The organism is Pustulibacterium marinum (genome assembly GCF_900116665.1).
GTDB classification, from domain to species: domain Bacteria; phylum Bacteroidota; class Bacteroidia; order Flavobacteriales; family Flavobacteriaceae; genus Pustulibacterium; species Pustulibacterium marinum.
Genome location: NZ_FPBK01000001.1, coordinates 14,477 through 36,476, shown reverse-complemented (window position 1 = coordinate 36,476; position 22,000 = coordinate 14,477). Strand labels below are relative to the sequence as shown.

Sequence of the window (22,000 nt, the reverse complement as noted above, 5' to 3'; positions counted from 1 at the left end):
AGGATGAAGGATGATTTGAAAAAAGGAAGAGGCGCGCAGAAAAATGTTCACAATCGGTTTTTAGAAGGTGAACACGAAATGCTTGATGAATTTCTGGAGTATTGCCATAAAGAAGGCGAAGAAGCTGATACCAACAAAACTCGTTTTTTAGAAGTTTTTCCCAAAACTATTGTTAACAAAGTGACGAGTCCAGATGTAGGGATGGAATTCTCTCTAAATCCGTATCAAGGTTGTGAGCATGGTTGTGTGTATTGCTACGCCAGAAACTCTCATGAATATTGGGGTTACAGTGCCGGACTTGATTTTGAACGAACGATTTTAGTCAAGAAAAATGCTCCGGAATTACTTCAATCAAAATTGAAAAGTAAAAATTGGAAAGCAACAACGATTGTACTTTCGGGCAATACAGATTGTTACCAACCTGCCGAAAAAGAATTTCAACTTACCAGAAAATGTTTGGAAGTGTTTCTAAAATACAAACATCCGGTGGGTATTATTACCAAAAATGCATTGATCACCAGAGATTTGGATATTTTAAAAGAATTGGCCAAAGATAATTTGGTGGGCGTGAGTATTTCGGTAACCTCATTGTCAGAGAAAACAAGAAGATTGCTAGAACCCAGAACGGCAACCATCAAAAAAAGATTAGAAACGATTGAAACGCTTTCCAAAAACGGAATTCCAGTGAATGTAATGTTGGCGCCCATTATTCCCGGAATCAACAGTCATGAAATTTTGCCCATGGCCAAAGCAGTAGCCGATGCCGGAGCGCTTTCTATTGGTCATACCGTGGTTCGGTTAAACGGTGCTGTAGGTGAATTGTTTACCGATTGGATAGAAAAAGCCATGCCGGACAAAGCTTCAAAAGTGCTCAATCAAATAAAAGCCTGCCATGGCGGAACGCTCAATGAAAGTCGGTTTGGCGTACGTATGAAAGGCGAAGGTGTGTTTGCCTTGCAAATTCATGCGCAAATGCAATTGGCAAGGCGTAAGTTTTTTACAGATACAACTTTTCCAAAATTGAATACGAGTTTACATGAAAATTTCAAAAATGATCAACTCCGTTTGTTTTAAAATTAAAAGTAAATAGCCTAATTTTATATCCTAATAAATAACAACTAAAAATGACCGATAACAACCAAATTGAAATTTCAGAAGCGAAAGACCGTATAGATAGCTATAATGAGCTTATGGAGAGCCTCAAAAATGTATTAAGAGACTATTTTGAAAATGGCGGAAAAGATCATGAGTTTTTTCAAAAGTATCCTAATTTTCTTGAAGAGAAACACTTAGAGTCCTTTTTGATTCCTGGTGATGACTTTATAAGTATGTATGCCGGGGAAAAGGAGAAAGGACTAACCAATGTAAGAGCTTATTTAGGTAGAGAAGTAAACAAAAGTGACGTGCAAACTTCTGAATATCCATATATAGCCTCTTTAATGTTAGTAGGGGTAAACAAAGATGGAAGTGATATTGTGAAAAAATCTTTGGAGGGTACAATTAGTGGGAAAGATGATATAGACTCTGGAGTTTTCGATTTTTCTAAACCAAATCCACCTTACTAAATCCACCGTATTTTGGAATTTACGTTCAGTAATATTCTCACTATTATACCAAGGATTCTTATTATTTTGGTATGTTTTTTATATACAAAAAGCTATAGAAAAAATCTAATTAAAAAGGGAGATGTATATATTTTTGGATACCTACTAGTTGTAGGATTAACAGAGATTGTATCTACAGTTTTTGATCAATTAGGAGGAAATCTTTTTTTGATACATCCGTATCTTATTTCTGTTTTTGTAGTATTATCATTGTTTTTTCAATCTCAATTCAAAGGAGAAAAAATCAAGAAACTGATGAGTATTGCATGCATTCTGATTCCCATATTTTTAGTAATTCGGTTTATAATTTATCCATCTATGTTCTGGCAATTTAATACGCTAGAACCTTTACTGTGTAATGGCTTGGTGATTATTTATTTGGTGGTTTTTCTTTATAAAAGAATAGAGTCTAATACTACAAAATATCTCTATTTTGCACCTAGTTTACTGGTGTATTTGGTAAGTAGTACATTACTGTTTGCTGTAGGAGAGTATCTTATAGAGTATCATGGTAGGTCAACTTTTGTAACCTTATGGAGTGTTAATAACGTCTTGTACATTATTTTTTTGGTTATAATGATCATAGAATGGTACAAACATTTTAGAAAACCAGTTCAAGAGTCGCTTTAAAAACTTTGTATCTTTGAGTTAGATTTTTAGCTTTCTTTAATGATTTCATTCTTTATTTCGCTGCAAACCAACAATTCTGATACTGATTTTCTGTGGATTATTGTATCCTCGGTCATGATGCTATTGCTTATGTCGCTTTCGTTGGTTTTGTTCTTTTTTATATCCAGACGAAAAATAATTCAGAAAGAAGTAGAAAAGCAGCAGTTAACGCTAGATCATCAAAAGGAAATGATCCATTCTGGGATTGAAACTCAAGAGGAAGAACGAAAACGTATTGCCCAAGATTTGCATGATGATATTAGTTCCAAACTAAATGTTGTATCGCTAAATGCCCAATATTTACTGGAAGAAAATTTAACGAAGGAAGAGCAACACCAAATGCTACAACAGGTTTTGCAAATCACCAATGGCACTTTAGAAACATCACGAAAAATAGCTCATAACCTCTTACCTCCAATTTTGGATAAGTTTGGTTTGGGAGCAGCAGTAGATGAAATCTGCGAAGAATATGACAATAGCAAAAAAGTTTCGGTAAGATTTTCAAATCAATATCAAGAAAATTTCTTAACTTCTCAGCAAGAATTGCATTTGTTTCGTGTTGTGCAAGAGCTACTTAACAACTCTTTGAAGCACGGGAAAGCCACCGAAATTTCTTTGTCAATCACAACAAATGAACAAAACCTTACGTTACGATATGTAGATAATGGTAAAGGTTTTGACACCCAAAATGAAACACTTAAAAAAGGACTTGGATTGCGAAATATAGATACAAGATTAGATTTATTAAATGGAAATGTAGCGTACAATAGTAGTGTAGGAAATGGTTTTAAAGCAACAATTACTCTTTAATTATGGAACAAGAGAAAATAAAAATTGCCATAGCAGACGATGAAGCACTCTTTAGAGCAGGAATTTTATTTATTCTGAACAGAGTACCTGAGTTTGATGTACTTTTTGATGCTGAAAACGGAGTAGATCTTTTAGAAATACTTGAAGACACTCAAGAAAAACCGAATATCATTTTAATGGATATTAAGATGCCGGAAATGAACGGTGTAGAATGCACCAAAATAATTCAGGAAGATTATCCGGATATTCATATCATTGCTTTAAGCAGTTATGGAGGTAAAACTTTTATCAATAATATGATTGCCGTTGGGGCCTCTTCTTATTTACTCAAGAATACCTCTCCTAAAAAAGTTGTGGAAACCATTAAGGAAGTTCACAAAGTAGGATTTTGCTACGATGAATGGGTTCATAAAGTTCTTGATGAAGAGATAAAACCAAAAAATGTACAGGAATCAGATAATCTTTTTGATAATGATTTGTCCAGACGAGAACTGGAAATTTTAGAGCTTATCTGTGAACAATATACCAATCAAGAAATAGCCGAAAGATTGTTCATTAGCGCTAGAACGGTAGAAGGTCACAGAAAAAGCCTGTTGAAAAAAACAAGTTCAAAAAACGTAGCCGGATTAGTAGTGTATGGTATTGTCCACAACTTAGTTCATGTTACGCCTAATTTTTAAAGGCAATCATTCACTTTTTTCACTTCTAGCGTCATAGCATCTTGCTTGTCTTTGTTGGTAGTAACGGTAGCTTTATCTCCGCTTAATTTTATAAGAATAGTGGCCGTTTTTGGAACTCCTTCTTGCGTATAAGTGTAAGCACCTTTGATGGTGTTTCCAGATTTTGCACCTTCAAATAGACCTTTTCTTTGATCCTTTTCAGCGGGTATCCAATTAAATTTCCCGGAAACCTTTTGTTTTTCAAACACATTGATTTTTAAAATCGTTGAATCTCTCAAAGTTCTATCTTCTGCTTTTATAGCTTTACCAGTAGTTAGGAAACACAAAGTTTCTGTAGGTTTTTGACCATCCATCATGTCCACTGCTTGCTCCGCAGTTTTTTGAACATTAGTATCACAAGATATAAGAGCAGAAATGCATAAGAAGCTGTATATAAATTTTTTCATTTTTTCTTTTAAAAGTACAAATAGATTGTTTGTTGCTATGTTGCCGATAGCTTAAAATTTAATTGAATGGCAATGACTGCATCATAAAATTCTCTTAAAAAAAGTATTTTGTAAGAATTTGTATTCTGAAATTACATATTTTTCCAATTCATCAATCAAAAAATAGAAAATATGTTTACCAATCACACGAGCATCTCTGGTAGGTGGAGTTTGCTCCAAAAATTCGTTTTTCAATTCTTTTTCGTTTACACAATAATTTACTTTTTGCCATTGGTTACTAGTATGGTGTGGCCTAAACTTATTGCTTGGGCAGGACTGTATTTTTACAATGAAGAAGTAGCAGAACATGTTAGCGGGAGTGGAGATACTCTTTTTGATATGTATCATTTTATCATCGCACTTATTCTTGCTCTAGGAATTGCAATTTTCTGGATAATTTTAGACAGAAAACGAAGAAGTTATAATACGCTTCTTTATTGGCAGGCTACGTTTTTACGATACTATTTATGCTATTATTTATTGGTGTATGGTTTGGTTAAAGTAATCAAACTACAGTTTAGCCATCCAATGCTTAGCATGCTGTTGTTACCGCTTGGCAATAAATCGCCTATGGGATTAGCCTGGACTTTTATGGGAGCTTCTGATACATACACTATTTTTTCTGGCGTATGCGAAGTTTTGGCGGGTTGTTTTTTACTGTATAGAAAAACAAGGACTCTTGGGGGAATCATGGCGTTTGGCGTCATGTTAAATGTTTTTTTAATGAACATGTCATATGATATTCCCGTAAAGATATTTTCATTTAATTTAATGGTGTTAGGCTTGTTTTTTGTGTTGTTAGACAGCAAAAGACTGATAAACGTTTTTATCTTGAATAAGCCTTCAGAGTCTTTACCAAATCAACATCCATTCAAAAAGAAATGGGCCAATATTTCTATTCAGGTTTTAAAAGGAATCCTCATTATTTTGGTCTTTACTAGTATGATTTCAGATAATTTAGAAAGACAAAAAAATTATGGTGATGCTTCTCCAAAACCGGCTATGTACGGTATTTATGAAATGAATGATTTTGTGATGAATAATGACACTTTGGCTCCGTCTGTATTAGATTCTGTTCGCTGGCGATATTTGGTGCTAGAAAAAGGAAATGGGGCAAAAATCTTTCATATGAATTCTAAAAGTTATTTGGATTTAGAACATTATACAACCGAAGTAGATACGAATGCTCATGAAATTACTTTGTTAAAATATAAAGATTCAATTCCCCGAGCGATCTTAAACTATGAAAAGTTAGACAGTACACATTATGCTTTTGAAGGATTTTACAGAAACAAACAAGATATTAAAGATAGTATCAAATTAAAAACTACTCGCACAGATGAGTCAGATTTTCTCTTAATGAATCGTGGTTTTCATTGGGTAAACGAATATCCGTATAACCGATAAAGCTATTTTACGCCATTCCATTCGTCATAGAATTGTGCCAAAAATTGCTCCATAAATTCATGGCGTTGTTCAGCAATTTTTTTGCCGGATGTAGTGTTCATGCGGTCTTTTAGTAGCAATAATTTTTCGTAAAAATGATTGATGGTTGGCGCTGTAGACTTTTTGTAAGTCTCTTTATCCATGTGCAAATCAGGTTGAATTTCAGGGTCGTAAATGGCTCTGTTTTTAAAACCGCCATAGTTAAACGTACGCGCAATACCAATGGCTCCAATAGCATCGAGTCGGTCTGCGTCTTGCACAATATCTAATTCTAGGGAACTGAATTTTCGTTCTGTATTGCCACCTTTAAAAGAAATGTTTTCAATAATGTTTACAACATGATCAATAACACTTTCAGAAACTGCTAAAGAGTTTAAAAATTCGCGAGCTATTGCCGGGCCAACAGTTTCGTCACCATCATGAAATTTACTATCTGCAATATCATGCAACAAAGCGCCTAAACCAACCACTAGAGAGTCGTAGTCATTCGGGTTTTCGTCTTTCGCAATTAAAAGTGAATTTTTAAAAACGCGTTGAATGTGAAACCAATCGTGTCCGCCTTCAGCATTTGCTAAAGTTTCTTTTACAAATTGAATGGTTTGTTCAATAATATCAGAATTTTTCAAGAGAACAGTTTTTGGGTTTATTTGATCTTACTTTTTACAGCTTCTTCTGTTAAATCAATCAGCGTGTCAGTATCGTAATCTGCAACGGCTAAAGGCTTTCCGGAAGTAAAAGTAATTCGGTTAAAAATTCCCATAGGAAACTTGCCGTACTCCAAAGTTTTCCAAGAGTTATTAATGGTTAATGGCACTACATAACCATTGGGTACTTTTTTGAAAAGTAATTTTAATCCTGTTTTTTGAAAAGCTTTTGGTTCTCCGTTTCTACTTCGAGTTCCTTCAGGGAAAATAACAGCTGCGTATTTATTTTTCTCAATATAAGCTCCAAAATTCATAATGGCAGGAATGGATTGGCGTGAATCTTTTCGGTCTATCAAACAAGAGCCGCCGTGCGTTAAATTATACGAAACACTGGGAATTCCTTTTCCCAACTCTTTTTTACTGATGAATTTTGCATGATGTTTTCTAAAAAACCAAATAATTGGTGGAATGTCATACATACTTTGGTGATTGGAAACAATGATCAATGGCGCATCTTCTGGAAGATCATATTCTTTCTTAAAAGAAACGGTTGTTGCTAGAAAAAGTAGACATTTCGAAAGAAAAAAATTGAGGATGTCTACTGATTTTTTGTGAGCTGAATATCCAAAAACATTAAAACAAATCCATTGAATAGGATGAAAAATTACGAGTAATAACCCAAAGCATAACAAGTATATTACGGTAAGCGGATACGCCAATAGTTTCTTCATTTTTTCGAAAAATAGATGTTATTGTCGCCAAAAATAAAAAGATTCTGTGGCGTTTGATGCTTTTTTTTATCAGAAAGTTCAAAAAGTGGAGTAACAAAAAAGTCCTGCAACAACTACAGGACTTTTTAAAATATGCTGATTGCTATTTTTTAGCAAAATTCGTCATAAGCATCTTTAAGGTTATCAGCAATCATATCTGCTGGTCTACCTTCAATATGGTGACGCTCTAACATATGTACTAATTCTCCGTTTCTAAACAAAGCCATACTTGGCGATGATGGAGGAAAAGGAACCATGTGAGATCTTGCTACATCTGTTGCATCTTTATCAACTCCTGCAAAAACAGTCACAATGTGGTCTGGTTTTTTAGCATTTTCCAAACTCATTTTTGCTCCTGGTCTTGCGTTGGCTGCTGCACAACCACAAACAGAGTTTACTACTACAAGCGTAGTACCTTCTTTTGCTAATGCTGCTTCAACAGCTTCTGGTGTATGTAGTTCTTCAAACCCTACTGCAGTAAGGTCTTCTCTCATGGGTTTTACTAATTCTGGTGGATACATATTGCGTATTTTTTAGATTCGTTAAATTTGGTCGTAAAGATACAAATTTCATTACACCTCATGAGTTGTAAATTTTCATAACTGCATACTATTTGTTTTCTTTACCGTTTATTTAGATATGAAATCTATTAAGTAGCTATAGTCCTATTCAAAAACTAATAATTGCATGTTTAAACTACTCCTTTTACTAGGGTTGTTTTATATAATTTCGAAATTACTCAACGGATTTTCTATATTCAACAATTCATCTAATTCCAACTCAGGTAGAGTCAATGTTTCTCCGTCTGATTTTGAACTGAATTTACTCTCTTTGTCGTCTTTGGTGATCAAGGCAGATGGTTATGTAAACCAAACCGAGCTCGACTTTGTACGAAGTTATTTTGTGCAACAATACGGTAAAGAGTATGCCAATGCAACCTTTAGAACGTTCAACGAAGTAGTGAAGAACAGGGAGATTTCTGCACATAGAATTTGCTATTACATGTTGCATAAAACTTCGTATGCAGGGCGTGTTCAAATAGTACATTTTCTTTTTGGAATTGCTCAGGCCGATGGAAGCGTGAGTCCTGCAGAAGCTGAGAAAATTGAAGAAATTGCCGGATATTTAAAAATTTACAGAACCGATTTTGAAAGCATCAAAGCCATGTTTTATAGAAGTTCCAGATCTTCAAGCTATAGCAGTAGGCAGCCATCGTTTGATGCCTATAAAGTTTTAGGAATTGAAAAAAGTGCTACGGATACCGAAATAAAGAAAGCTTACAGATCACTGGTTAAAAAATACCATCCTGATAAAATTCAAACGGATAGTGAACTCATCAAAAAAGATGCAGAAGAGAAGTTTAGAAAAGTTCAGGAAGCTTATGAACAAATTCAAAAAGAAAGAGGTCTTTAAAAAAGGACCTCTTTCTTTTTGAAAAAAGCAATAAGTTGTAAATTTGAAGCAACCCTATAACCAACAAACACAAACTTATGGATCAATTCTGGTTTTACACCCAACTTGGCCTTGGTCATGTTCTTGACATTAATGCTTACGATCATATTTTATTTTTTGCAGCTTTGGTAGTTCCTTATCTCTTTAGAGATTGGAGTCGTGTGCTTTGGCTTGTAACTATTTTTACTATTGGTCACACGGCGTCTTTACTTTTTGCAGTGTATGGAATGGTAAATGTAGAGGCATCATATGTAGAGTTTTTAATTCCCGTTACCATTTTTATCACGGCATTTTATAATGTTTTTACTGCAGGAAAATCAAATGAAGAGAAGAAAATAAACCTGGTATTTCTTACCAGTTTAGGTTTCGGATTGATTCATGGACTAGGTTTTTCCAATTATTTCAAACAAATTGTAGCAGAACAAGATGGCAAATTATGGAAATCACTTGAATTTGCTTTGGGTGTTGAAATTGCACAAGTAATTGTGGTATTCATAGTTCTTTTCTTGGGTGTAGTACTTCAAAATATTTTCCGTTTAAAACGTCGTGATTGGATTTTGGTTCTTTCATCTATCATTATCGGAATTGTAATTCCAATGCTTGCAGATACCTATCCCTTTGGTTAAAAAAAAGCCAAGTAGGTTGTAATAGCGCACAAAAGCAAGTATCTTCGTTTACAGGTGCTTAAAAAGGCATCTTTTTTGATTATCCAATAAACAAACAATTCATGGTTGATGAAAAACAATCGCGCTACGATAAAGCGTATTTGCGAATGGCAACTGAGTGGGGAAAACTTTCTCATTGTAATAGAAAAAAAGTAGGAGCTATCATCGTCAAAGGACGAATGATTATTTCCGATGGTTATAACGGAACCCCAACTGGTTTTGAAAATTGTTGCGAAGACGAAAATAATTTTACCAAATGGTATGTGCTGCACGCAGAGGCCAATGCTATTTTAAAAGTAGCTTCTTCAACACAAAGTTGTGAAGGTGCAACACTTTACATTACGCTTTCGCCCTGTAAAGAATGTAGTAAATTAGTGCATCAATCTGGTATTAAACGTGTGGTTTATATCAACGCGTATAAAGATGATTCCGGATTAAAATTTTTAGAAAAAGCAGGCGTTGAATTAGTTCATATTCCTAATTGCGAAGAGTAAAACCAAGTCTTGATACATGGAAGAATACAAGGACGAATCACTAGATAAAACAGAAAGAGCTACCAGAAAAAGTAAGTTATATTATTTTTTGCCTTTGTTGATAGCTATTGCCCTAGCTGCCGGTATTTTTATTGGTGGTAAAATGCGTTTTAGTGATACGCCAGAACGTTTTTTTACGTCCAATTCCAATAAAGACAAATTAAACAGACTCATAGACTACATAGATTATGAATATGTAGATGACGTGAATACCGATAGTATTGTAGATGTTACAGTCAACAATATTCTTTCCAAATTAGATCCTCATTCTGTGTACATTCCTAATTCGCAAACCGAGAAAGTAGCCGAAAATATGAAAGGTGAATTTGTGGGAGTAGGTATTAGTTTTAGAATGTTGAAAGATTCGTTAACCGTAATTAGAACCATTGAAGGAGGGCCAGCTATTGATGCAGGAATACAAGCCGGTGACCGAATTTTAACTGCCGATAAAGACACACTCTTCGGAAAACACCTTTCCAATACATATGTGATAGACAAACTTAAAGGAGTTTCTGGTTCGGAAATTGCCTTGACGGTTTATAGAAAAAGTACCCATGAGAATTTGAATATCAACTTGAAAAGAGCTGCCGTTCCTATCAAAAGTGTGGATGCATTTTTCATGTTAGATGATGATATTGGCTATGTAAAAGTGAATCGTTTTGCAGAAAGCACCTATAAAGAATTTAGAACAGCGGTTACACTTTTAAAGCATAATGGAGCAAAAGCCATTGCCCTAGATTTGCGTGATAATCCTGGTGGGTATATGGAAATTGCTGAACAAATTGCAGATGAATTTTTAACCAAAGGAAAGCTAATAGTCTTCACAAGAAATAAAAAAGGCGAAGAAAATAAAACCTACGCCACTGCAAAAGGAGATTTTGAAGACAGCGATGTCTATGTGCTGATCAACGAAAAATCAGCTTCGGCTAGTGAAATTGTAGCGGGAGCGTTGCAAGATAACGATGTGGGAACCATTGTTGGGCGTCGTTCATTTGGAAAAGGTTTGGTACAGCGCGAAATGCCAATGCCAGATGGTTCTGCCGTTCGTTTAACTGTAGCTCGCTATTATACGCCAACAGGACGTTCTATTCAGCGCTCGTATGCCAATGGGGTAGATGATTATTTTGATGATTTCTATAAGCGATATGAAAATGGAGAGTTACAATCCGCAGACAGTATCAAAGTAGCCGATTCGCTAAAGTTTAAAACAGCGAAAGGTAAAATTGTATATGGCGGCGGCGGTATTATTCCAGATGAATTTGTGCCATTACAATCCACGCAGGAGGAGCAACACATTAATATGGTATTAAAGTCAGAACTTGTTTCGGCGTATGTTTTTGATTATTTAGATGACCACCGAAATGAATTGAAGAATATTTCAGAAAAAGAGTTTGTCTCAACATTTGAAATCACAGATGATCTTGTTGACGGTTTTCAACAATATTTGTATGACAGAGGTATTGGTTTTAGTGTTTCGTTATATAAAGAAGATACCAAGCGTTATTTAAAGGCTGGGATGGCTCAACAATTATATGGTGATAATACGTATCAAAAGATCTTAAAACAGAAGGATACAATGCTTCAAAAGGTAATTACGTTACACGAAGCAAAGTCAGAATAAGAAATTATTAAACTATCTCAACTTTATCGTGTACTTTGGTAAAATTACCGCCATTCCAAAGCGTTAAAATATCAGTAGCCACTTGAGCCCCGCTTCCTGCTGCAATGGCAAATTGACTGCTCCAACCAGCTAATGTTCCGGCAACATAAATACCTTCTGCAACAATATGATCTTTATTAGAAAGTTGTACACGTTGTTTTTCCGGCATGCTCCGTTTATGAGGAATCACATATTCATTCAGCCCTTCAATGTCAAAAAGGTTTGTATAGCCCAAAGCAACTACAACTAACTTTGCTTTGTAGCTGTTTTTATTGGTAGTAACTGTAAAATCTCCGGAATTTCCAGAAACTTCAAAAACCTTTTCAGTATCAATTTGAGTTACCGAAGGATACAAATTTTGCAGTTGTTCTTTTCCTTCCTGAAGAATTTCAGAGCCTAATTTTCCTGGGTTTAATCCCAAAACATTATTGAATAGTGCTGTTTGTAAGTGAGATGCTTTTTGATGCATGACGATACCTACGTTTTTATCTTTTGCAAAAGACTTATTACTCGCAGAACCAAGTACCAGCGCACATTGCATTCCGGCAGCGCCGCCACCAATAATCAATACATCAAAAACCATAATTATTCTTTCATTTTTTCTGCAATCTTGCGAGATGTTTGTAATATCAACATTAAAACAATAGCGCAAAGCGAAGCAAAAATTCCAACAAGAGCAATAGAACTATCGCCTTGAAATGGAGCTTCAAGATCTATTTTTATCACATTGAATCCTATCATACAAATGGCAAGAACAATAATAGTAGCAGTAAAAATTTTCATGAGGTAATTAATTTAAAACAAGCCTGTAACATTCGAAGCGAATAGTTTCACAGCTATAGCTAACAAAATTACACCAAATATTTTACGAATAACACCCAAACCAGATTTTCCAAGGAGTTTTTCAATCTTTCCAGATAACTTTAACATTATGTAAACAAAAATCAGGTTGATGACAATGGCTATGATAATGTTTTCTACGGCAAATTCTGCACGTAATGATAATAAAGTAGTCATGGTTCCTGCTCCTGCAATAAGTGGAAACGCAATGGGAACAATAGAGGCCGTTTCCGGCGCATCGTCTTTATAAAGTGTAATGCCCAAAATCATTTCTATAGCTAGGAAAAATAAAATAAACGAACCTGCCACAGCAAATGAATTGACATCAATACCAATCAATTTTAAAATTTCATCTCCCAAAAAAAGAAAGGAGATCATAATAATACCGGCAACAATAGAAGCCTTTTCGCTTTCAACATGCCCAACTTTTCTTCTTAAGTCTACAATTATAGGCACATTTCCAATAACATCTATCACAGCAAATAGAATCATAGTTGCTGATGCAATTTGTTTGAAATCTATATTCATAACCAAAAAAATTTAGCCGGCAAATGTATAAAATTCATTTACATAAGTGGTTATGTAAGTGATATTTATGATTATCTTAATAAAATAGATAAGTTTTTGAATTTTAATATCTTTGCAAGATGTTTCAGATAGGAAAAACCATAGTTTCAGAGGAAATCATTGAGAATGATTTTGCGTGTAATTTGAGTGCTTGTAAAGGTGCTTGTTGTGTTGATGGCGAAGCAGGTGCGCCGGTTGAAGATGATGAACTAGAAATATTAGAAAAAATTTATCCAAAAGTGAAGCCGTTTTTACGTAAAGAAGGCATTGAGGCTATTGAAGCTCAAGGTGTGTATGTGAAGGGTTTTGATGGTGAGTGGGAAACTCCGTTAATTGATGGAGCCGACTGTGCGTATGTTACTTTTGATGATAAAGGAACGGCGCTTTGCGGAATTGAAGGTGCTTACCGTGCCGGAGAAATCGATTGGAAAAAGCCGGTTTCTTGCGAGCTGTATCCAATTAGAGCTAAAGAATATTCTACTTTTTCAGCGGTAAATTACCATAAATGGCATATTTGTGATGATGCTTGTTCGCTAGGAAAAGAGTTGCAAGTGCCCATTTATAAATTTGTGAAAGATGCTTTGATTCGCAAATATGGCGAAGCTTGGTATGAAGAATTAGAATTGGTGGCCGAAAACTACAAGAAATTAAAAAAGTAGCTTTCGGCTATTTTTTTAGAAGTTCTTCTTGATAAACTGAATGGTTCGTTCAGTCACGTTTGTTAAATCTTCGGGCATGGTGTTGCTTTCCCAAGGGTGTTTTGCACCAAAATTATGATCGCCGTTGGGTACTTTAAGTAATTCCGCATTCGGATTCCATTTTTGCATGTTTTCTGCTTCCCAAAGTGGTACGGTTGGGTCAGTTGTTCCGTGAACTAACAAGTGTGGAATCTTCAGTTTTTGCGTAGCTCTTTTAATATTCAAGCGTTCTCTATTTGCCATAAAGTTTTTATAAAACTCATAATAGTGCGGCATTTTTTGTTTGGTTCTGCTGTTGACAACATAACCGACACCACGCATACGCCAAACCAATTTTTTAAATCCGGTTGGGAATCTGCTTTCAAAATCGCTTACTCCGGCCCAGGAAATCAGTTGTTTAATTCTGGAGTCTTCTGCTGCGCTGATGGTGATGATTCCGCCACCACGCGAATGTCCCATAATTGCTATTTGTTCTGGATCTATTTCCGACGCGAACTTAAAATCTGCTGAGGAGACAAAATCAATAATCGTTTGAATATCATCTAATTCTTTAACGTAATTATTTTTTCCGAAGGCATCTAAATCAGGGAAATCAATCGGTTGTTCCACGGTTCCTCCGTTGTGCGAAAAATTGAATTTTAAAAAGGCAATTCCGGCTTTTGCAAAGGTTGAAGCCACCAAATGCCAAGCGCCCCAATCTTTAAAACCTTTGTAGCCGTGTGCAAATAATATAATAGGCTTTTTGGAGTTATCTTCCGTTAGCGTAATATCGGCTAAAATAGGTCTATGATGTTTTCCATCTAGGATAAATTCTTCTTTCGTCATTGCTTATACTTCTTTTTCTGTGAAGGGGATTTCCGGATTTAAAATTTCCAGAATTAATTGATGTAATTGCTGTTCAAACTCTTGTAAAGTTTCGGGTGTTATGGCAAAATCTTTTTTGGCATACGCCGCTCTTTTGTCTTTGGTGCAGAATTGTAAAAAGCCTGCTTGAAGGTTTTTAAAGGAAATAATTCCGGCTTCTGCTGTTTCAAATTTCGAAACCTGATTGTAATACATATACGCATACGCCAATACCTGAAAAGCTTTGCTAAAATCGTACGAATCTATGATTTCGTTCCATTCCACAATTTCAACATGTTTGTTTTCTACCTTTCCACTTTTGTAATCAACAATACGTAGTTGCCCGTCAATTTCGTCTACACGGTCTACTTTTCCTTTTAGAATGATCTTTTTGTCAATTCCTGGAATGTTGATTTCAGTTTTGTAATCGCCTTCTATGGTCACAATTTTCACTTCGTGTTGTTGAACCAATTCCTTTTCAGTTTCTAAAAATCGTTTTACATAGGCTTGTGCTACGTGATAGATTAATAAGTTTTTTCCTTTGGAATAATCGGCACCTTTATAAACTTCTGCAAATTGTTTTTTAAGTTCTGTTTCGAAGGTTTTCTGAAAGGTTTCAATAATGGCTTCGGAAAGCAATTCGTTTTCAAAAGGCTTGTATAAATTCTCTAGCGTGTTGTGAACAATCGTCCCCAACGTATTGGCTGCAATAGTTTCTTCTACTTCATCTTGTTGACGAATCCCTAAAACCGATTGCTGATAAAAATCTAAAGGATTCCGAACATAATTGGTTAAGCTTGAAGGTGAAAAACCTCTTTCTGCTACTTGATACAAACGTTCTAAAAGTGCAGCGTCTTTTTGAATTTCAATTTCCTCTGTTTTCGGATCAATTTTAGGCGAAGCAATAATTTCTGTAAGCTTATGATTTGGCAATCTTTCAGCTTCTAATTGCATGATGAATCTACTTTTTTCACCACCTTTCAGTGCATCGCTCATTTCGGTATTGTACAGCAAATACACATTTTTAGCACGTTGCAACAAACGGTAAAAGTGATAGGTATAAACGGCATCTTTTTCCTTGTAAGTTGGCATTTCCAACATGTTCTTGATATCGAACGGAATGAAAGAATTATTGCTTTTCCCTGACGGTAGGATGCCTTCGTTTACTGAAGTAAGAATCACGGTTTCAAAATCTAAATTTCTACTTTCCAGCATTCCCATAATCTGTAAACCATCTAAAGGTTCACCTTGAAAATCGAGGGTTTCAGAGCTGATTAATTCCTTATAAATACTGAAAAGTGTTTTTACATCAGCAATGTAAGTGTAATTATCTACATACTGTTGCAACTGATTGAAAAGCTCGTAAAACCGGTATAAATACTCCAACGACAATCGATTCGCGTCTTTGTCGGTTTCTAGTTTTTGTTTCAAATCATAGATCAAATCAAAACAATGTTGCAGCAAAACTTTTGGACTGACCGTTTTTGGATCTAGAAAGAAATGCGAAAGTGCTTTGGGCTGGTTTTCATTATTTTTAATGAGTTGCCCAAAGCTAATTTGTATTTTGTTTGTGGTTTGAATGTCGGTGATGATAGCATTAGCGGTGCTTCCCAACAATTGTTGCGCTACCGAATGTGTAAGCAAATTCAAAACATCGCGGTAATACCATTGCTCTTTTTCGTGAATGTACAAATGAAAATAAAGCGAAAATAAAGACGCTATAGGAGTTTCCGAAAGTGGTAATCCCATGGTAATATTCACTTCCGGAATGCTATCTGGAATTTCATTCAATACAGGTGGAAGCAACGCTTCGTTACCCAAAACCACAGCAGTATGTTGCAAACCGTTTGCTTGCTGAATATCGTTGAGTAGTTTACTCACATATTTGGCTTGCCCAACGTTTTTAGGAATGCCAATGAGTTGAATGTTTTTTTCGGTAGTGAACTCGTCAAAAATCCAGTTGGGTGCATTGGTTTCAAAATGTTTCCAACTGTTTAAATGTTTTCTAATGAACAGGCCCGCATCGTGTTCTTTGTCTTCTAAAAAATGCTTGTCGATATCCCAATAAATTTCAGCTTTATCGGTAGCTAATAATTCTTGAATGATTTTTTCTTCAGCCTTGTTCAGTGCATTAAAACCTACAAAAATATGAATGGTGTTTTCATTCTGATGTAAGTAATGCTCCAGATTTTCAATGGCTTCTTTGTAAACCATTCCCTGATAGCCAATTCCTTTTTGTTGAAGCGCTTCGTTATAGGCAAAATAATAGTCGCCCAACCCATTCCAGAACTCAATATATTTCTTCTGCAACTCCGTTTTTTCTTCGGAAAGTGACCAGTGATGAATCTCCTGAATAGACGCTAAATAAGGGAAAATGGTTTTCGGCTCTACTAAATACCTGTCGATCTCATTAAAATCCTGGAGTAAAATTTGTCCCCATTTAGAAAAGGAATAAAAGTCTTCCGGTTTTTCCTTTTGGATGGAAAGATACACGGTGTAAAGTTCAAACAATAATTGAATGTTATTAGCGTATTGCAATCCAGAAATAGACTCTATAAAGGTTTCGATACTGGTAAATTGCGGAGCGAAACCCGTTTTTTGGTATTGTTTGATGAATTCATCTTTCAAAAAAACTCCCGCCCGTTTACTAGGCAGAATGAATTTGATATCATCTATTTTGTCATGATTTTGTAGTACTTGAGCAACTACATCTTTTAGAAAACTTTTCATTTTATAAAAATAAAAAACGCCCCGGAAACCGAGGCGTTTTCTTTATAATGTTTACTAACTTAATTATTTTACCAAGTTAATTTCTACACGTCTGTTGTTTGCTCTACCAGCTCTTGTTTTGTTGGTGTCAATTGGTTTTGATTCACCGTAACCTTTAGCTGATAATCTGAAACCATCTATACCATGACTTGTTAAATAGTCTTTTACAGATAATGCTCTAGATTCAGAAAGTTTTTGATTTAAAGAATCACTACCTACGCTGTCTGTGTGACCTTCAACTGTAAACTTAGCACTTGGATACTCTTCTAAGATATCAACAATGTTTTGCAATACTTCTTCAGATTGTGCTTTGATTGAAGATTTACCTGAGTCAAATAAGATAGTTTTTGCATAGTCATTCAATTGTTTCTGAACTTTTTCAGTTACTTCAGGACAACCTTTGTTAGCTTTTGTACCTTTTACTTCTGGACATTGATCATCTTTATCAAGAACACCGTCACCATCAGTATCTGGCCATGGACATCCACCATTAGCTACAGGACCTGCTTGGTTTGGACACTTATCATCTTTGTCTGCAACACCGTCACCATCAGCATCAGGACATCCTTGTAATGTTTTTAATCCTGCTGTTTTTGGACATTTGTCATCTTTATCTGCAACACCGTCACCGTCAGAATCAGGACATCCCATAAATTCTGCTAAACCAGCTTCGTTTGGACAAGCATCTTCAGAATCTTGAATACCATCTCCATCAGAATCTGGACAACCGTTGAATTCTGGTAAACCTGCAACTTCTGGACAAGCATCATTTTTGTCATAAATACCATCACCATCGGTATCTTTTCCACCAAACTTAAAGGTGAATCCTGCTACGTGTTGGAAATGTGGTAATGCATCGTCTCCAAATTGGTGCTTGTATGTAGATTGCACATTGATACCAATATTATCTGATAACCAGAAGTTGATACCCAAACCTCCATTTAAGGTTGGATTTCCGATATCATCTGAACTACCGTCATAATTTTTTAGACCAGCTTCAGAAGTGATCCAAGTATAACCACCACCTACGTTTACGTATGGCTCAAACCAATTTGTATTCATAGCTTGACCTAAGCTGTATTTTACTTCTGCATCTGCACTGTAATAGTTAAGATCGTCAACACTCATATCTCCATAGGAGTCAATTTTATTGATAGATCCTCTAACACCAACTGCAAATCCTGCACCTACGTAGCGAGAAACAGAAAGCGTTGAAACAGATGGAAGAATATTCCAGTGGTCTTCTACATTAAAGTATTCTGAAAACCAATTTCCTACCATAGTGTTTGCATTTGTAGGATAGAAATCTACTGCATTAGCTCCGATACTAATAGCCCACGGATTGTTTTCATCCTGTGCATTAAGATTGGTTAGTCCAAAACATACGAAGCATGCCAGTACTAATTTGTTTAAATGTTTCATATTCAATTTTTTTTTGATTTAGTTAAAAAATGTTACCGTCACATTTGCTGTTATAGCAATACATTTTCAGGAACAAAGATATCAATTCCACGTTTTTATTAACCCGAAAAGGTCTACATTGTGAAAACATTAAGATTTCGATAACGTAATTTTATTATGAATATCCTGCGAATTATTCAAACAATCACGAATAAATAGCTGTATAATTATTTGATTTCTAATCAGAAATATTTCACGCTAATTTCTGGATAGATGAAAACCAGTATTTTTTTGATATTTATAAAGCCCATATTTTTAAGAGCATTTTCATAAGAATCCAATTGCGTTTGGTACCTAGAACTCATACTTCCGGTTTTGTAATCAATAATTATGGCTTCATTATTTCCAAGCATTAACCTGTCTGGTCTTAATAAAGCACCGGTATTGGTTACTATTTCTCTTTCATTAAAAATAGAGTAGGTTTCATCTGTAAAATAAGATGATAAGTCTGGATGATGAATAAGCGTTTGTAAAGTCGTTTTTATGTCATTTGTTTCGTTTTCGGCAATAACGCCCTCAACTAGTGCTTTTTCAATAGAAAATTCTATATCCTTTTCAGTCTTGATATTTGCTAATAGTTGGTGAATAATGTTTCCTTTTTCTATGGCATTTTGCTGTTTTGTATCCCAAAGCATTCCATTTTTGGTCACAATATTTAATGTTTTTTTGGCATTGCCACCTCTAAAAGGTATGGTGTCATTGATAATAGAAGCTTCTTTGGTTTTTTCTGCCAGATAGCTATTTTCACCCCAAATAGGATTATAGTTTTGTACTTCACCTTTTTCTTTTGCTACAAAATCTTGAAGTAATTTGGCATAACTATTTTCTTTTGCTTTGGAATGACTGATGATATGCAATTGTTTTACAGCTCGTGTTAAAGCAACATACAGTACATTCATATTATCCAAAGCACTTCGCGTGTCTATTATTTCTTTAAGCGTATTTGCTTCTTCAGATATTTCGGCAAAATCCTTATTTGCATTGATAAATAGATTATCAAAACCAGAAAATTCTTCGGCATCTACATGTACCCATGTTTGTGATCTAGATTCAATAATTTCGTCTTGGACAAATGGATAAATAACTACCGGAAATTCTAATCCTTTTGATTTATGTACAGTGTACAAGCTTACGGCATCCATTCCGTCAGGAGCCACTAAACTTAGTCGGTCTCCTTTTTCATCCCAGTAATTTATAAAAGCGGTAGCACCTTCTTTATATTTTTCATTGAACTCCAATAAAATATCCAGGTAATATTGAAGGTAGGCATCCGATTCATCGGCCAATTCAAATTGTTGAATAGCGTACTGAATGGCATCATAAAATGGTTTTTGAAGAAATGCATATAACGAAAATGAATAATCTTGAAAAGCAGTTTCGCTTGTAAGTTCTATTCTGTTTTTTATAAAAGTATGCGTGGTTTCTTGCTTTTGTTGAAACGCCAAATAAAGTAATAGTTTAGCTTTAATTTCTTGGCTTTCCGGATAGATACTGTAACGAACCAGGTTATTCAGAAACTGAATTTTTCCGCTATTTTTTAATAACAAAGTTTCCGAAGAAACAATGGGAATATTGGCTTCTGCCAGTGCATTGGCAACCATTACACCTTGGCTATTCTTTCGAGTTAAAACGGCAATGTCTTTATAAGTATATCCTTTTTCAATAGTTTGCTGAATGGTGTTCAGCGTACGTTCTACATAGATTTCATTATCGTGTTGCTCATCGTTGCTTTCAATAAATTCAATCCCCACATAGCCACCTTTTTTACGATTGCTTTCTTGAAAACTTAATTCATAAAGTTCTTGATGCGTTTCACTTGTTAAGTATGATTTTGCAAAATTGAAAAATGCATTATTAAAGTTGATGATGGCATCATAGCTTCGGTAATTGGTCCCGAGGTTATTGTTTTCAGCTGAAATTTGAAAAGGATTATTGGTTTTGGTAAACAGATTGATAAACTGTTCTGGATTTCCACCTCTCCAGCGGTAAATGGCTTGCTTTGCATCGCCAACCAAAAATAAAGAACCTTTTTGCTCGCTTAAACTTTCGCCAGCCAGAGCACTATCTATCAACGGAACCAAATTATTCCATTGCATTTCAGAAGTATCTTGAAACTCATCAATAAAATAAAATCGGTATTTTTCGCCTAAACGCTCATAAATAAAAGGTGCAGGTTGATCTTTAATAGTTTCTGAAATGGTAGCGTTAAACTCTGAAATCAACACTAAATTTTCATCATCTTTTATGTGTTGTAATTCTTTCTGAACACTATTGATTACCGTAAGTGGAACTAAATTTTTATAGATGTTTTTCAGAAAAGATAGATGGAAATAATTCTTTTTGATAATCTGAAAAGCTTCTTCAATTGCTGGAAGTAAACTGTCTATACTTGCTTTTTTGTCTTCGGCTAATTTAGCGGGATAAATTCCTGAACCATTAGCAATATTTTCTTCTAGTTTATTTTTGTATGGATTTCCGTAATGACTACCGGAAAGATGTTTCTCAAAATGATTTGGTAATGTCTTTCTGGAAAAATCAGTAAACTCTAATCCTTCGTTTTGAATGGTATCTAAAACTTTTTGAGCTTCCGATTTGATAAGTTTTTCTGATAGATCTATTTTAGATTTAATAGACTTTTTCAGCACTAAGAAGTCATCAACGGTTTTATGCTTTAATTTAGAAAGCGGTTTGTAGTGATTTTCATTAATGATTTTCTTGCTTGCTTCAAAAATATCGTTAGAAATATCCCAGCTTTTATCGTCATCAACTTTCTCTAGCACAAAATCGATAAGAACTTTGGTAAGTTTTTTATCGTTTCCTGCATTGGCAATTAAATTGTCTACGGCTTCTTTTAGTAGTAAATCGGTTTCCAGAGCTACTTCAAAATTCTGAGGTAATTTAAGATCGAGCGCAAAGGTGCGAATGAGTCTGTGATTGAATTTATCAATGGTAGAAACATCGAAAAAAGCGTAATTGTGTAATATCTTTTTAAGTACTTTTCGAGATCTAGTTTGTAAAGTGACAGCGTCTATGTTTAAATCGGCCATCAAACTTTTAAACATATCGTTTTCTTCTGCAACTAATGGATTGTTGGCAAAATCAGAAAGATTTTCTACAATGCGTTCTTTCATTTCTCCAACAGCTTTGTTGGTAAAGGTAATAGCTAGTATCTGCTTAAAACCATCAGCATAGTTTCCTGAAAGTAATATTTTTAGATATTCTTTTACTAACGTGAAGGTTTTCCCAGAGCCGGCAGAGGCGTTGTAGATTTTAAATGTAGCTTCTTTCAATTCAAAAAGTTTATTGCAAAATAAGAAATCTTTATCCGTCTTAACAATATATTAGTAGAACTCTCAATCATAATTGTTAAATTTGATATAGAAAAAATATTAACCTAAAAAATC

The 22,000-nt window shown here is 34.9% G+C and carries 23 protein-coding genes; 11 read left to right on the top strand and 12 right to left on the bottom strand.

Going from position 1 to position 22,000, the window contains the following annotated elements:
- Positions 1 to 3: 3 nt before the first annotated feature.
- The 5 genes from BM383_RS00200 (at position 4) to BM383_RS00180 (ending at position 3,763) form a co-directional block, all read left to right on the top strand.
- Positions 4 to 1,074 carry a PA0069 family radical SAM protein gene (locus BM383_RS00200; RefSeq protein ID WP_093021265.1) on the top strand — a complete coding sequence of 357 codons (1,071 nt, stop codon included), beginning with the start codon at positions 4 to 6 and terminating at the stop codon, positions 1,072 to 1,074.
- Between the two features lie 50 nt (positions 1,075 to 1,124).
- Positions 1,125 to 1,565: a hypothetical protein gene (locus tag BM383_RS00195; RefSeq protein WP_093021262.1), complete on the top strand. Its 441-nt coding sequence runs from the start codon at positions 1,125 to 1,127 to the stop codon at positions 1,563 to 1,565.
- A 357-nt stretch (positions 1,566 to 1,922) separates the two neighbouring features.
- Entirely contained in the window at positions 1,923 to 2,234 is a 312-nt protein-coding gene (locus BM383_RS18710) for a hypothetical protein (protein WP_143106320.1), read from the top strand.
- A 39-nt stretch (positions 2,235 to 2,273) separates the two neighbouring features.
- Entirely contained in the window at positions 2,274 to 3,083 is an 810-nt protein-coding gene (locus tag BM383_RS00185) for a sensor histidine kinase (protein WP_093021257.1), read from the top strand.
- A 2-nt stretch (positions 3,084 to 3,085) separates the two neighbouring features.
- The gene (locus BM383_RS00180; protein WP_093021254.1) at positions 3,086 to 3,763 is read left to right on the top strand and encodes a response regulator transcription factor; all 678 of its coding nucleotides are present in this window, start codon (positions 3,086 to 3,088) and stop codon (positions 3,761 to 3,763) included.
- Here BM383_RS00180 and BM383_RS00175 read toward each other — a convergent pair.
- On the bottom strand, positions 3,760 to 4,209 hold the full coding sequence (locus tag BM383_RS00175; protein WP_093021251.1) for a hypothetical protein: 450 nt from the start codon (positions 4,207 to 4,209) through the stop codon (positions 3,760 to 3,762). The genes BM383_RS00180 and BM383_RS00175 overlap by 4 nt on opposite strands.
- 81 nt (positions 4,210 to 4,290) lie before the next feature.
- On the bottom strand, positions 4,291 to 4,443 hold the full coding sequence (locus BM383_RS18755; protein ID WP_177229042.1) for a hypothetical protein: 153 nt from the start codon (positions 4,441 to 4,443) through the stop codon (positions 4,291 to 4,293).
- Positions 4,444 to 4,491: 48 nt separating this feature from the next.
- Between BM383_RS18755 and BM383_RS00170 the strand changes: the two genes are divergently transcribed.
- Positions 4,492 to 5,655 carry a hypothetical protein gene (locus BM383_RS00170; protein WP_093021248.1) on the top strand — a complete coding sequence of 388 codons (1,164 nt, stop codon included), beginning with the start codon at positions 4,492 to 4,494 and terminating at the stop codon, positions 5,653 to 5,655.
- Between the two features lie 2 nt (positions 5,656 to 5,657).
- Here BM383_RS00170 and BM383_RS00165 read toward each other — a convergent pair whose 3' ends face one another.
- The 3 genes from BM383_RS00165 to BM383_RS00155 all read right to left on the bottom strand — a co-directional run bounded on the left by BM383_RS00165 (position 5,658) and on the right by BM383_RS00155 (position 7,629).
- Positions 5,658 to 6,320 carry an HD domain-containing protein gene (locus BM383_RS00165; protein ID WP_093021245.1) on the bottom strand — a complete coding sequence of 221 codons (663 nt, stop codon included), beginning with the start codon at positions 6,318 to 6,320 and terminating at the stop codon, positions 5,658 to 5,660.
- A gap of 17 nt (positions 6,321 to 6,337) precedes the next feature.
- Complete coding sequence (locus BM383_RS00160; RefSeq protein ID WP_093021242.1) at positions 6,338 to 7,069, bottom strand: lysophospholipid acyltransferase family protein; 732 nt, start codon at positions 7,067 to 7,069, stop codon at positions 6,338 to 6,340.
- A gap of 149 nt (positions 7,070 to 7,218) precedes the next feature.
- On the bottom strand, positions 7,219 to 7,629 hold the full coding sequence (locus BM383_RS00155) for a BrxA/BrxB family bacilliredoxin (protein ID WP_093021238.1): 411 nt from the start codon (positions 7,627 to 7,629) through the stop codon (positions 7,219 to 7,221).
- Between the two features lie 166 nt (positions 7,630 to 7,795).
- Here BM383_RS00155 and BM383_RS00150 point away from each other — a divergent pair, with 166 nt between their 5' ends.
- The 4 genes from BM383_RS00150 to BM383_RS00135 all read left to right on the top strand — a co-directional run bounded on the left by BM383_RS00150 (position 7,796) and on the right by BM383_RS00135 (position 11,379).
- Entirely contained in the window at positions 7,796 to 8,521 is a 726-nt protein-coding gene (locus BM383_RS00150) for a TerB family tellurite resistance protein (protein ID WP_093021235.1), read from the top strand.
- 77 nt (positions 8,522 to 8,598) lie between these two features.
- A complete protein-coding gene (locus tag BM383_RS00145; RefSeq protein WP_093021232.1) occupies positions 8,599 to 9,186 on the top strand; it encodes a HupE/UreJ family protein in 588 nt (195 codons plus the stop codon).
- 101 nt (positions 9,187 to 9,287) lie between these two features.
- Entirely contained in the window at positions 9,288 to 9,719 is a 432-nt protein-coding gene (locus tag BM383_RS00140; RefSeq protein ID WP_093021229.1) for a deoxycytidylate deaminase, read from the top strand.
- 16 nt (positions 9,720 to 9,735) lie between these two features.
- The gene (locus tag BM383_RS00135) at positions 9,736 to 11,379 is read left to right on the top strand and encodes a S41 family peptidase (RefSeq protein WP_093021226.1); all 1,644 of its coding nucleotides are present in this window, start codon (positions 9,736 to 9,738) and stop codon (positions 11,377 to 11,379) included.
- A gap of 7 nt (positions 11,380 to 11,386) precedes the next feature.
- Here the strand turns inward: BM383_RS00135 and BM383_RS00130 are convergent, their stop codons facing one another.
- The 3 genes from BM383_RS00130 to BM383_RS00120 are packed head-to-tail and all read right to left on the bottom strand — an operon-like array spanning position 11,387 to position 12,786.
- Positions 11,387 to 12,001 carry an FAD-dependent oxidoreductase gene (locus BM383_RS00130; RefSeq protein ID WP_093021223.1) on the bottom strand — a complete coding sequence of 205 codons (615 nt, stop codon included), beginning with the start codon at positions 11,999 to 12,001 and terminating at the stop codon, positions 11,387 to 11,389.
- Between the two features lie 2 nt (positions 12,002 to 12,003).
- Complete coding sequence (locus tag BM383_RS00125; RefSeq protein WP_093021221.1) at positions 12,004 to 12,201, bottom strand: hypothetical protein; 198 nt, start codon at positions 12,199 to 12,201, stop codon at positions 12,004 to 12,006.
- Between the two features lie 12 nt (positions 12,202 to 12,213).
- Positions 12,214 to 12,786 carry a MarC family protein gene (locus BM383_RS00120; RefSeq protein ID WP_093021218.1) on the bottom strand — a complete coding sequence of 191 codons (573 nt, stop codon included), beginning with the start codon at positions 12,784 to 12,786 and terminating at the stop codon, positions 12,214 to 12,216.
- Between the two features lie 119 nt (positions 12,787 to 12,905).
- On the opposite strand from BM383_RS00120, the gene BM383_RS00115 reads away from it, so the two are divergent.
- Positions 12,906 to 13,484: a DUF3109 family protein gene (locus BM383_RS00115; protein WP_093021215.1), complete on the top strand. Its 579-nt coding sequence runs from the start codon at positions 12,906 to 12,908 to the stop codon at positions 13,482 to 13,484.
- A gap of 15 nt (positions 13,485 to 13,499) precedes the next feature.
- Here BM383_RS00115 and BM383_RS00110 read toward each other — a convergent pair whose 3' ends face one another.
- The 4 genes from BM383_RS00110 to BM383_RS00095 form a co-directional block, all read right to left on the bottom strand.
- Positions 13,500 to 14,348 (bottom strand): alpha/beta hydrolase family protein, encoded by an 849-nt coding sequence (locus BM383_RS00110; RefSeq protein WP_093021212.1) that lies wholly within the window; start codon positions 14,346 to 14,348, stop codon positions 13,500 to 13,502.
- A 3-nt stretch (positions 14,349 to 14,351) separates the two neighbouring features.
- On the bottom strand, positions 14,352 to 17,096 hold the full coding sequence (locus BM383_RS00105; protein ID WP_093021209.1) for a PD-(D/E)XK nuclease family protein: 2,745 nt from the start codon (positions 17,094 to 17,096) through the stop codon (positions 14,352 to 14,354).
- 63 nt (positions 17,097 to 17,159) lie between these two features.
- Positions 17,160 to 18,557 (bottom strand): OmpA family protein, encoded by a 1,398-nt coding sequence (locus BM383_RS00100; protein WP_093021206.1) that lies wholly within the window; start codon positions 18,555 to 18,557, stop codon positions 17,160 to 17,162.
- A gap of 221 nt (positions 18,558 to 18,778) precedes the next feature.
- The gene (locus BM383_RS00095) at positions 18,779 to 21,886 is read right to left on the bottom strand and encodes a UvrD-helicase domain-containing protein (protein ID WP_093021203.1); all 3,108 of its coding nucleotides are present in this window, start codon (positions 21,884 to 21,886) and stop codon (positions 18,779 to 18,781) included.
- Positions 21,887 to 22,000: the final 114 nt, after the last annotated feature.

Excerpts from the sequence above, each read along its gene's own strand:
- BM383_RS00195 (WP_093021262.1), top strand. The coding sequence starts at position 1,125 with ATGACCGATAACAACCAAATTGAAATTTCAGAAGCGAAAGACCGTATA.
- BM383_RS00130 (WP_093021223.1), bottom strand. The coding sequence starts at position 12,001 with ATGGTTTTTGATGTATTGATTATTGGTGGCGGCGCTGCCGGAATGCAA.
- BM383_RS00105 (WP_093021209.1), bottom strand. The coding sequence starts at position 17,096 with ATGAAAAGTTTTCTAAAAGATGTAGTTGCTCAAGTACTACAAAATCAT.
- BM383_RS00150 (WP_093021235.1), top strand. The coding sequence starts at position 7,796 with ATGTTTAAACTACTCCTTTTACTAGGGTTGTTTTATATAATTTCGAAA.
- BM383_RS00120 (WP_093021218.1), bottom strand. The coding sequence starts at position 12,786 with ATGAATATAGATTTCAAACAAATTGCATCAGCAACTATGATTCTATTT.
- BM383_RS00185 (WP_093021257.1), top strand. The coding sequence starts at position 2,274 with ATGATTTCATTCTTTATTTCGCTGCAAACCAACAATTCTGATACTGAT.
- BM383_RS00155 (WP_093021238.1), bottom strand. The coding sequence starts at position 7,629 with ATGTATCCACCAGAATTAGTAAAACCCATGAGAGAAGACCTTACTGCA.
- BM383_RS18710 (WP_143106320.1), top strand. The coding sequence starts at position 1,923 with ATGTTCTGGCAATTTAATACGCTAGAACCTTTACTGTGTAATGGCTTG.
- BM383_RS00135 (WP_093021226.1), top strand. The coding sequence starts at position 9,736 with ATGGAAGAATACAAGGACGAATCACTAGATAAAACAGAAAGAGCTACC.
- BM383_RS00175 (WP_093021251.1), bottom strand. The coding sequence starts at position 4,209 with ATGAAAAAATTTATATACAGCTTCTTATGCATTTCTGCTCTTATATCT.
- BM383_RS00160 (WP_093021242.1), bottom strand. The coding sequence starts at position 7,069 with ATGAAGAAACTATTGGCGTATCCGCTTACCGTAATATACTTGTTATGC.
- BM383_RS00125 (WP_093021221.1), bottom strand. The coding sequence starts at position 12,201 with ATGAAAATTTTTACTGCTACTATTATTGTTCTTGCCATTTGTATGATA.
- BM383_RS00180 (WP_093021254.1), top strand. The coding sequence starts at position 3,086 with ATGGAACAAGAGAAAATAAAAATTGCCATAGCAGACGATGAAGCACTC.
- BM383_RS00110 (WP_093021212.1), bottom strand. The coding sequence starts at position 14,348 with ATGACGAAAGAAGAATTTATCCTAGATGGAAAACATCATAGACCTATT.
- BM383_RS00200 (WP_093021265.1), top strand. The coding sequence starts at position 4 with ATGAAGGATGATTTGAAAAAAGGAAGAGGCGCGCAGAAAAATGTTCAC.
- BM383_RS00140 (WP_093021229.1), top strand. The coding sequence starts at position 9,288 with ATGGTTGATGAAAAACAATCGCGCTACGATAAAGCGTATTTGCGAATG.
- BM383_RS00100 (WP_093021206.1), bottom strand. The coding sequence starts at position 18,557 with ATGAAACATTTAAACAAATTAGTACTGGCATGCTTCGTATGTTTTGGA.
- BM383_RS00170 (WP_093021248.1), top strand. The coding sequence starts at position 4,492 with ATGGTGTGGCCTAAACTTATTGCTTGGGCAGGACTGTATTTTTACAAT.
- BM383_RS00145 (WP_093021232.1), top strand. The coding sequence starts at position 8,599 with ATGGATCAATTCTGGTTTTACACCCAACTTGGCCTTGGTCATGTTCTT.
- BM383_RS00115 (WP_093021215.1), top strand. The coding sequence starts at position 12,906 with ATGTTTCAGATAGGAAAAACCATAGTTTCAGAGGAAATCATTGAGAAT.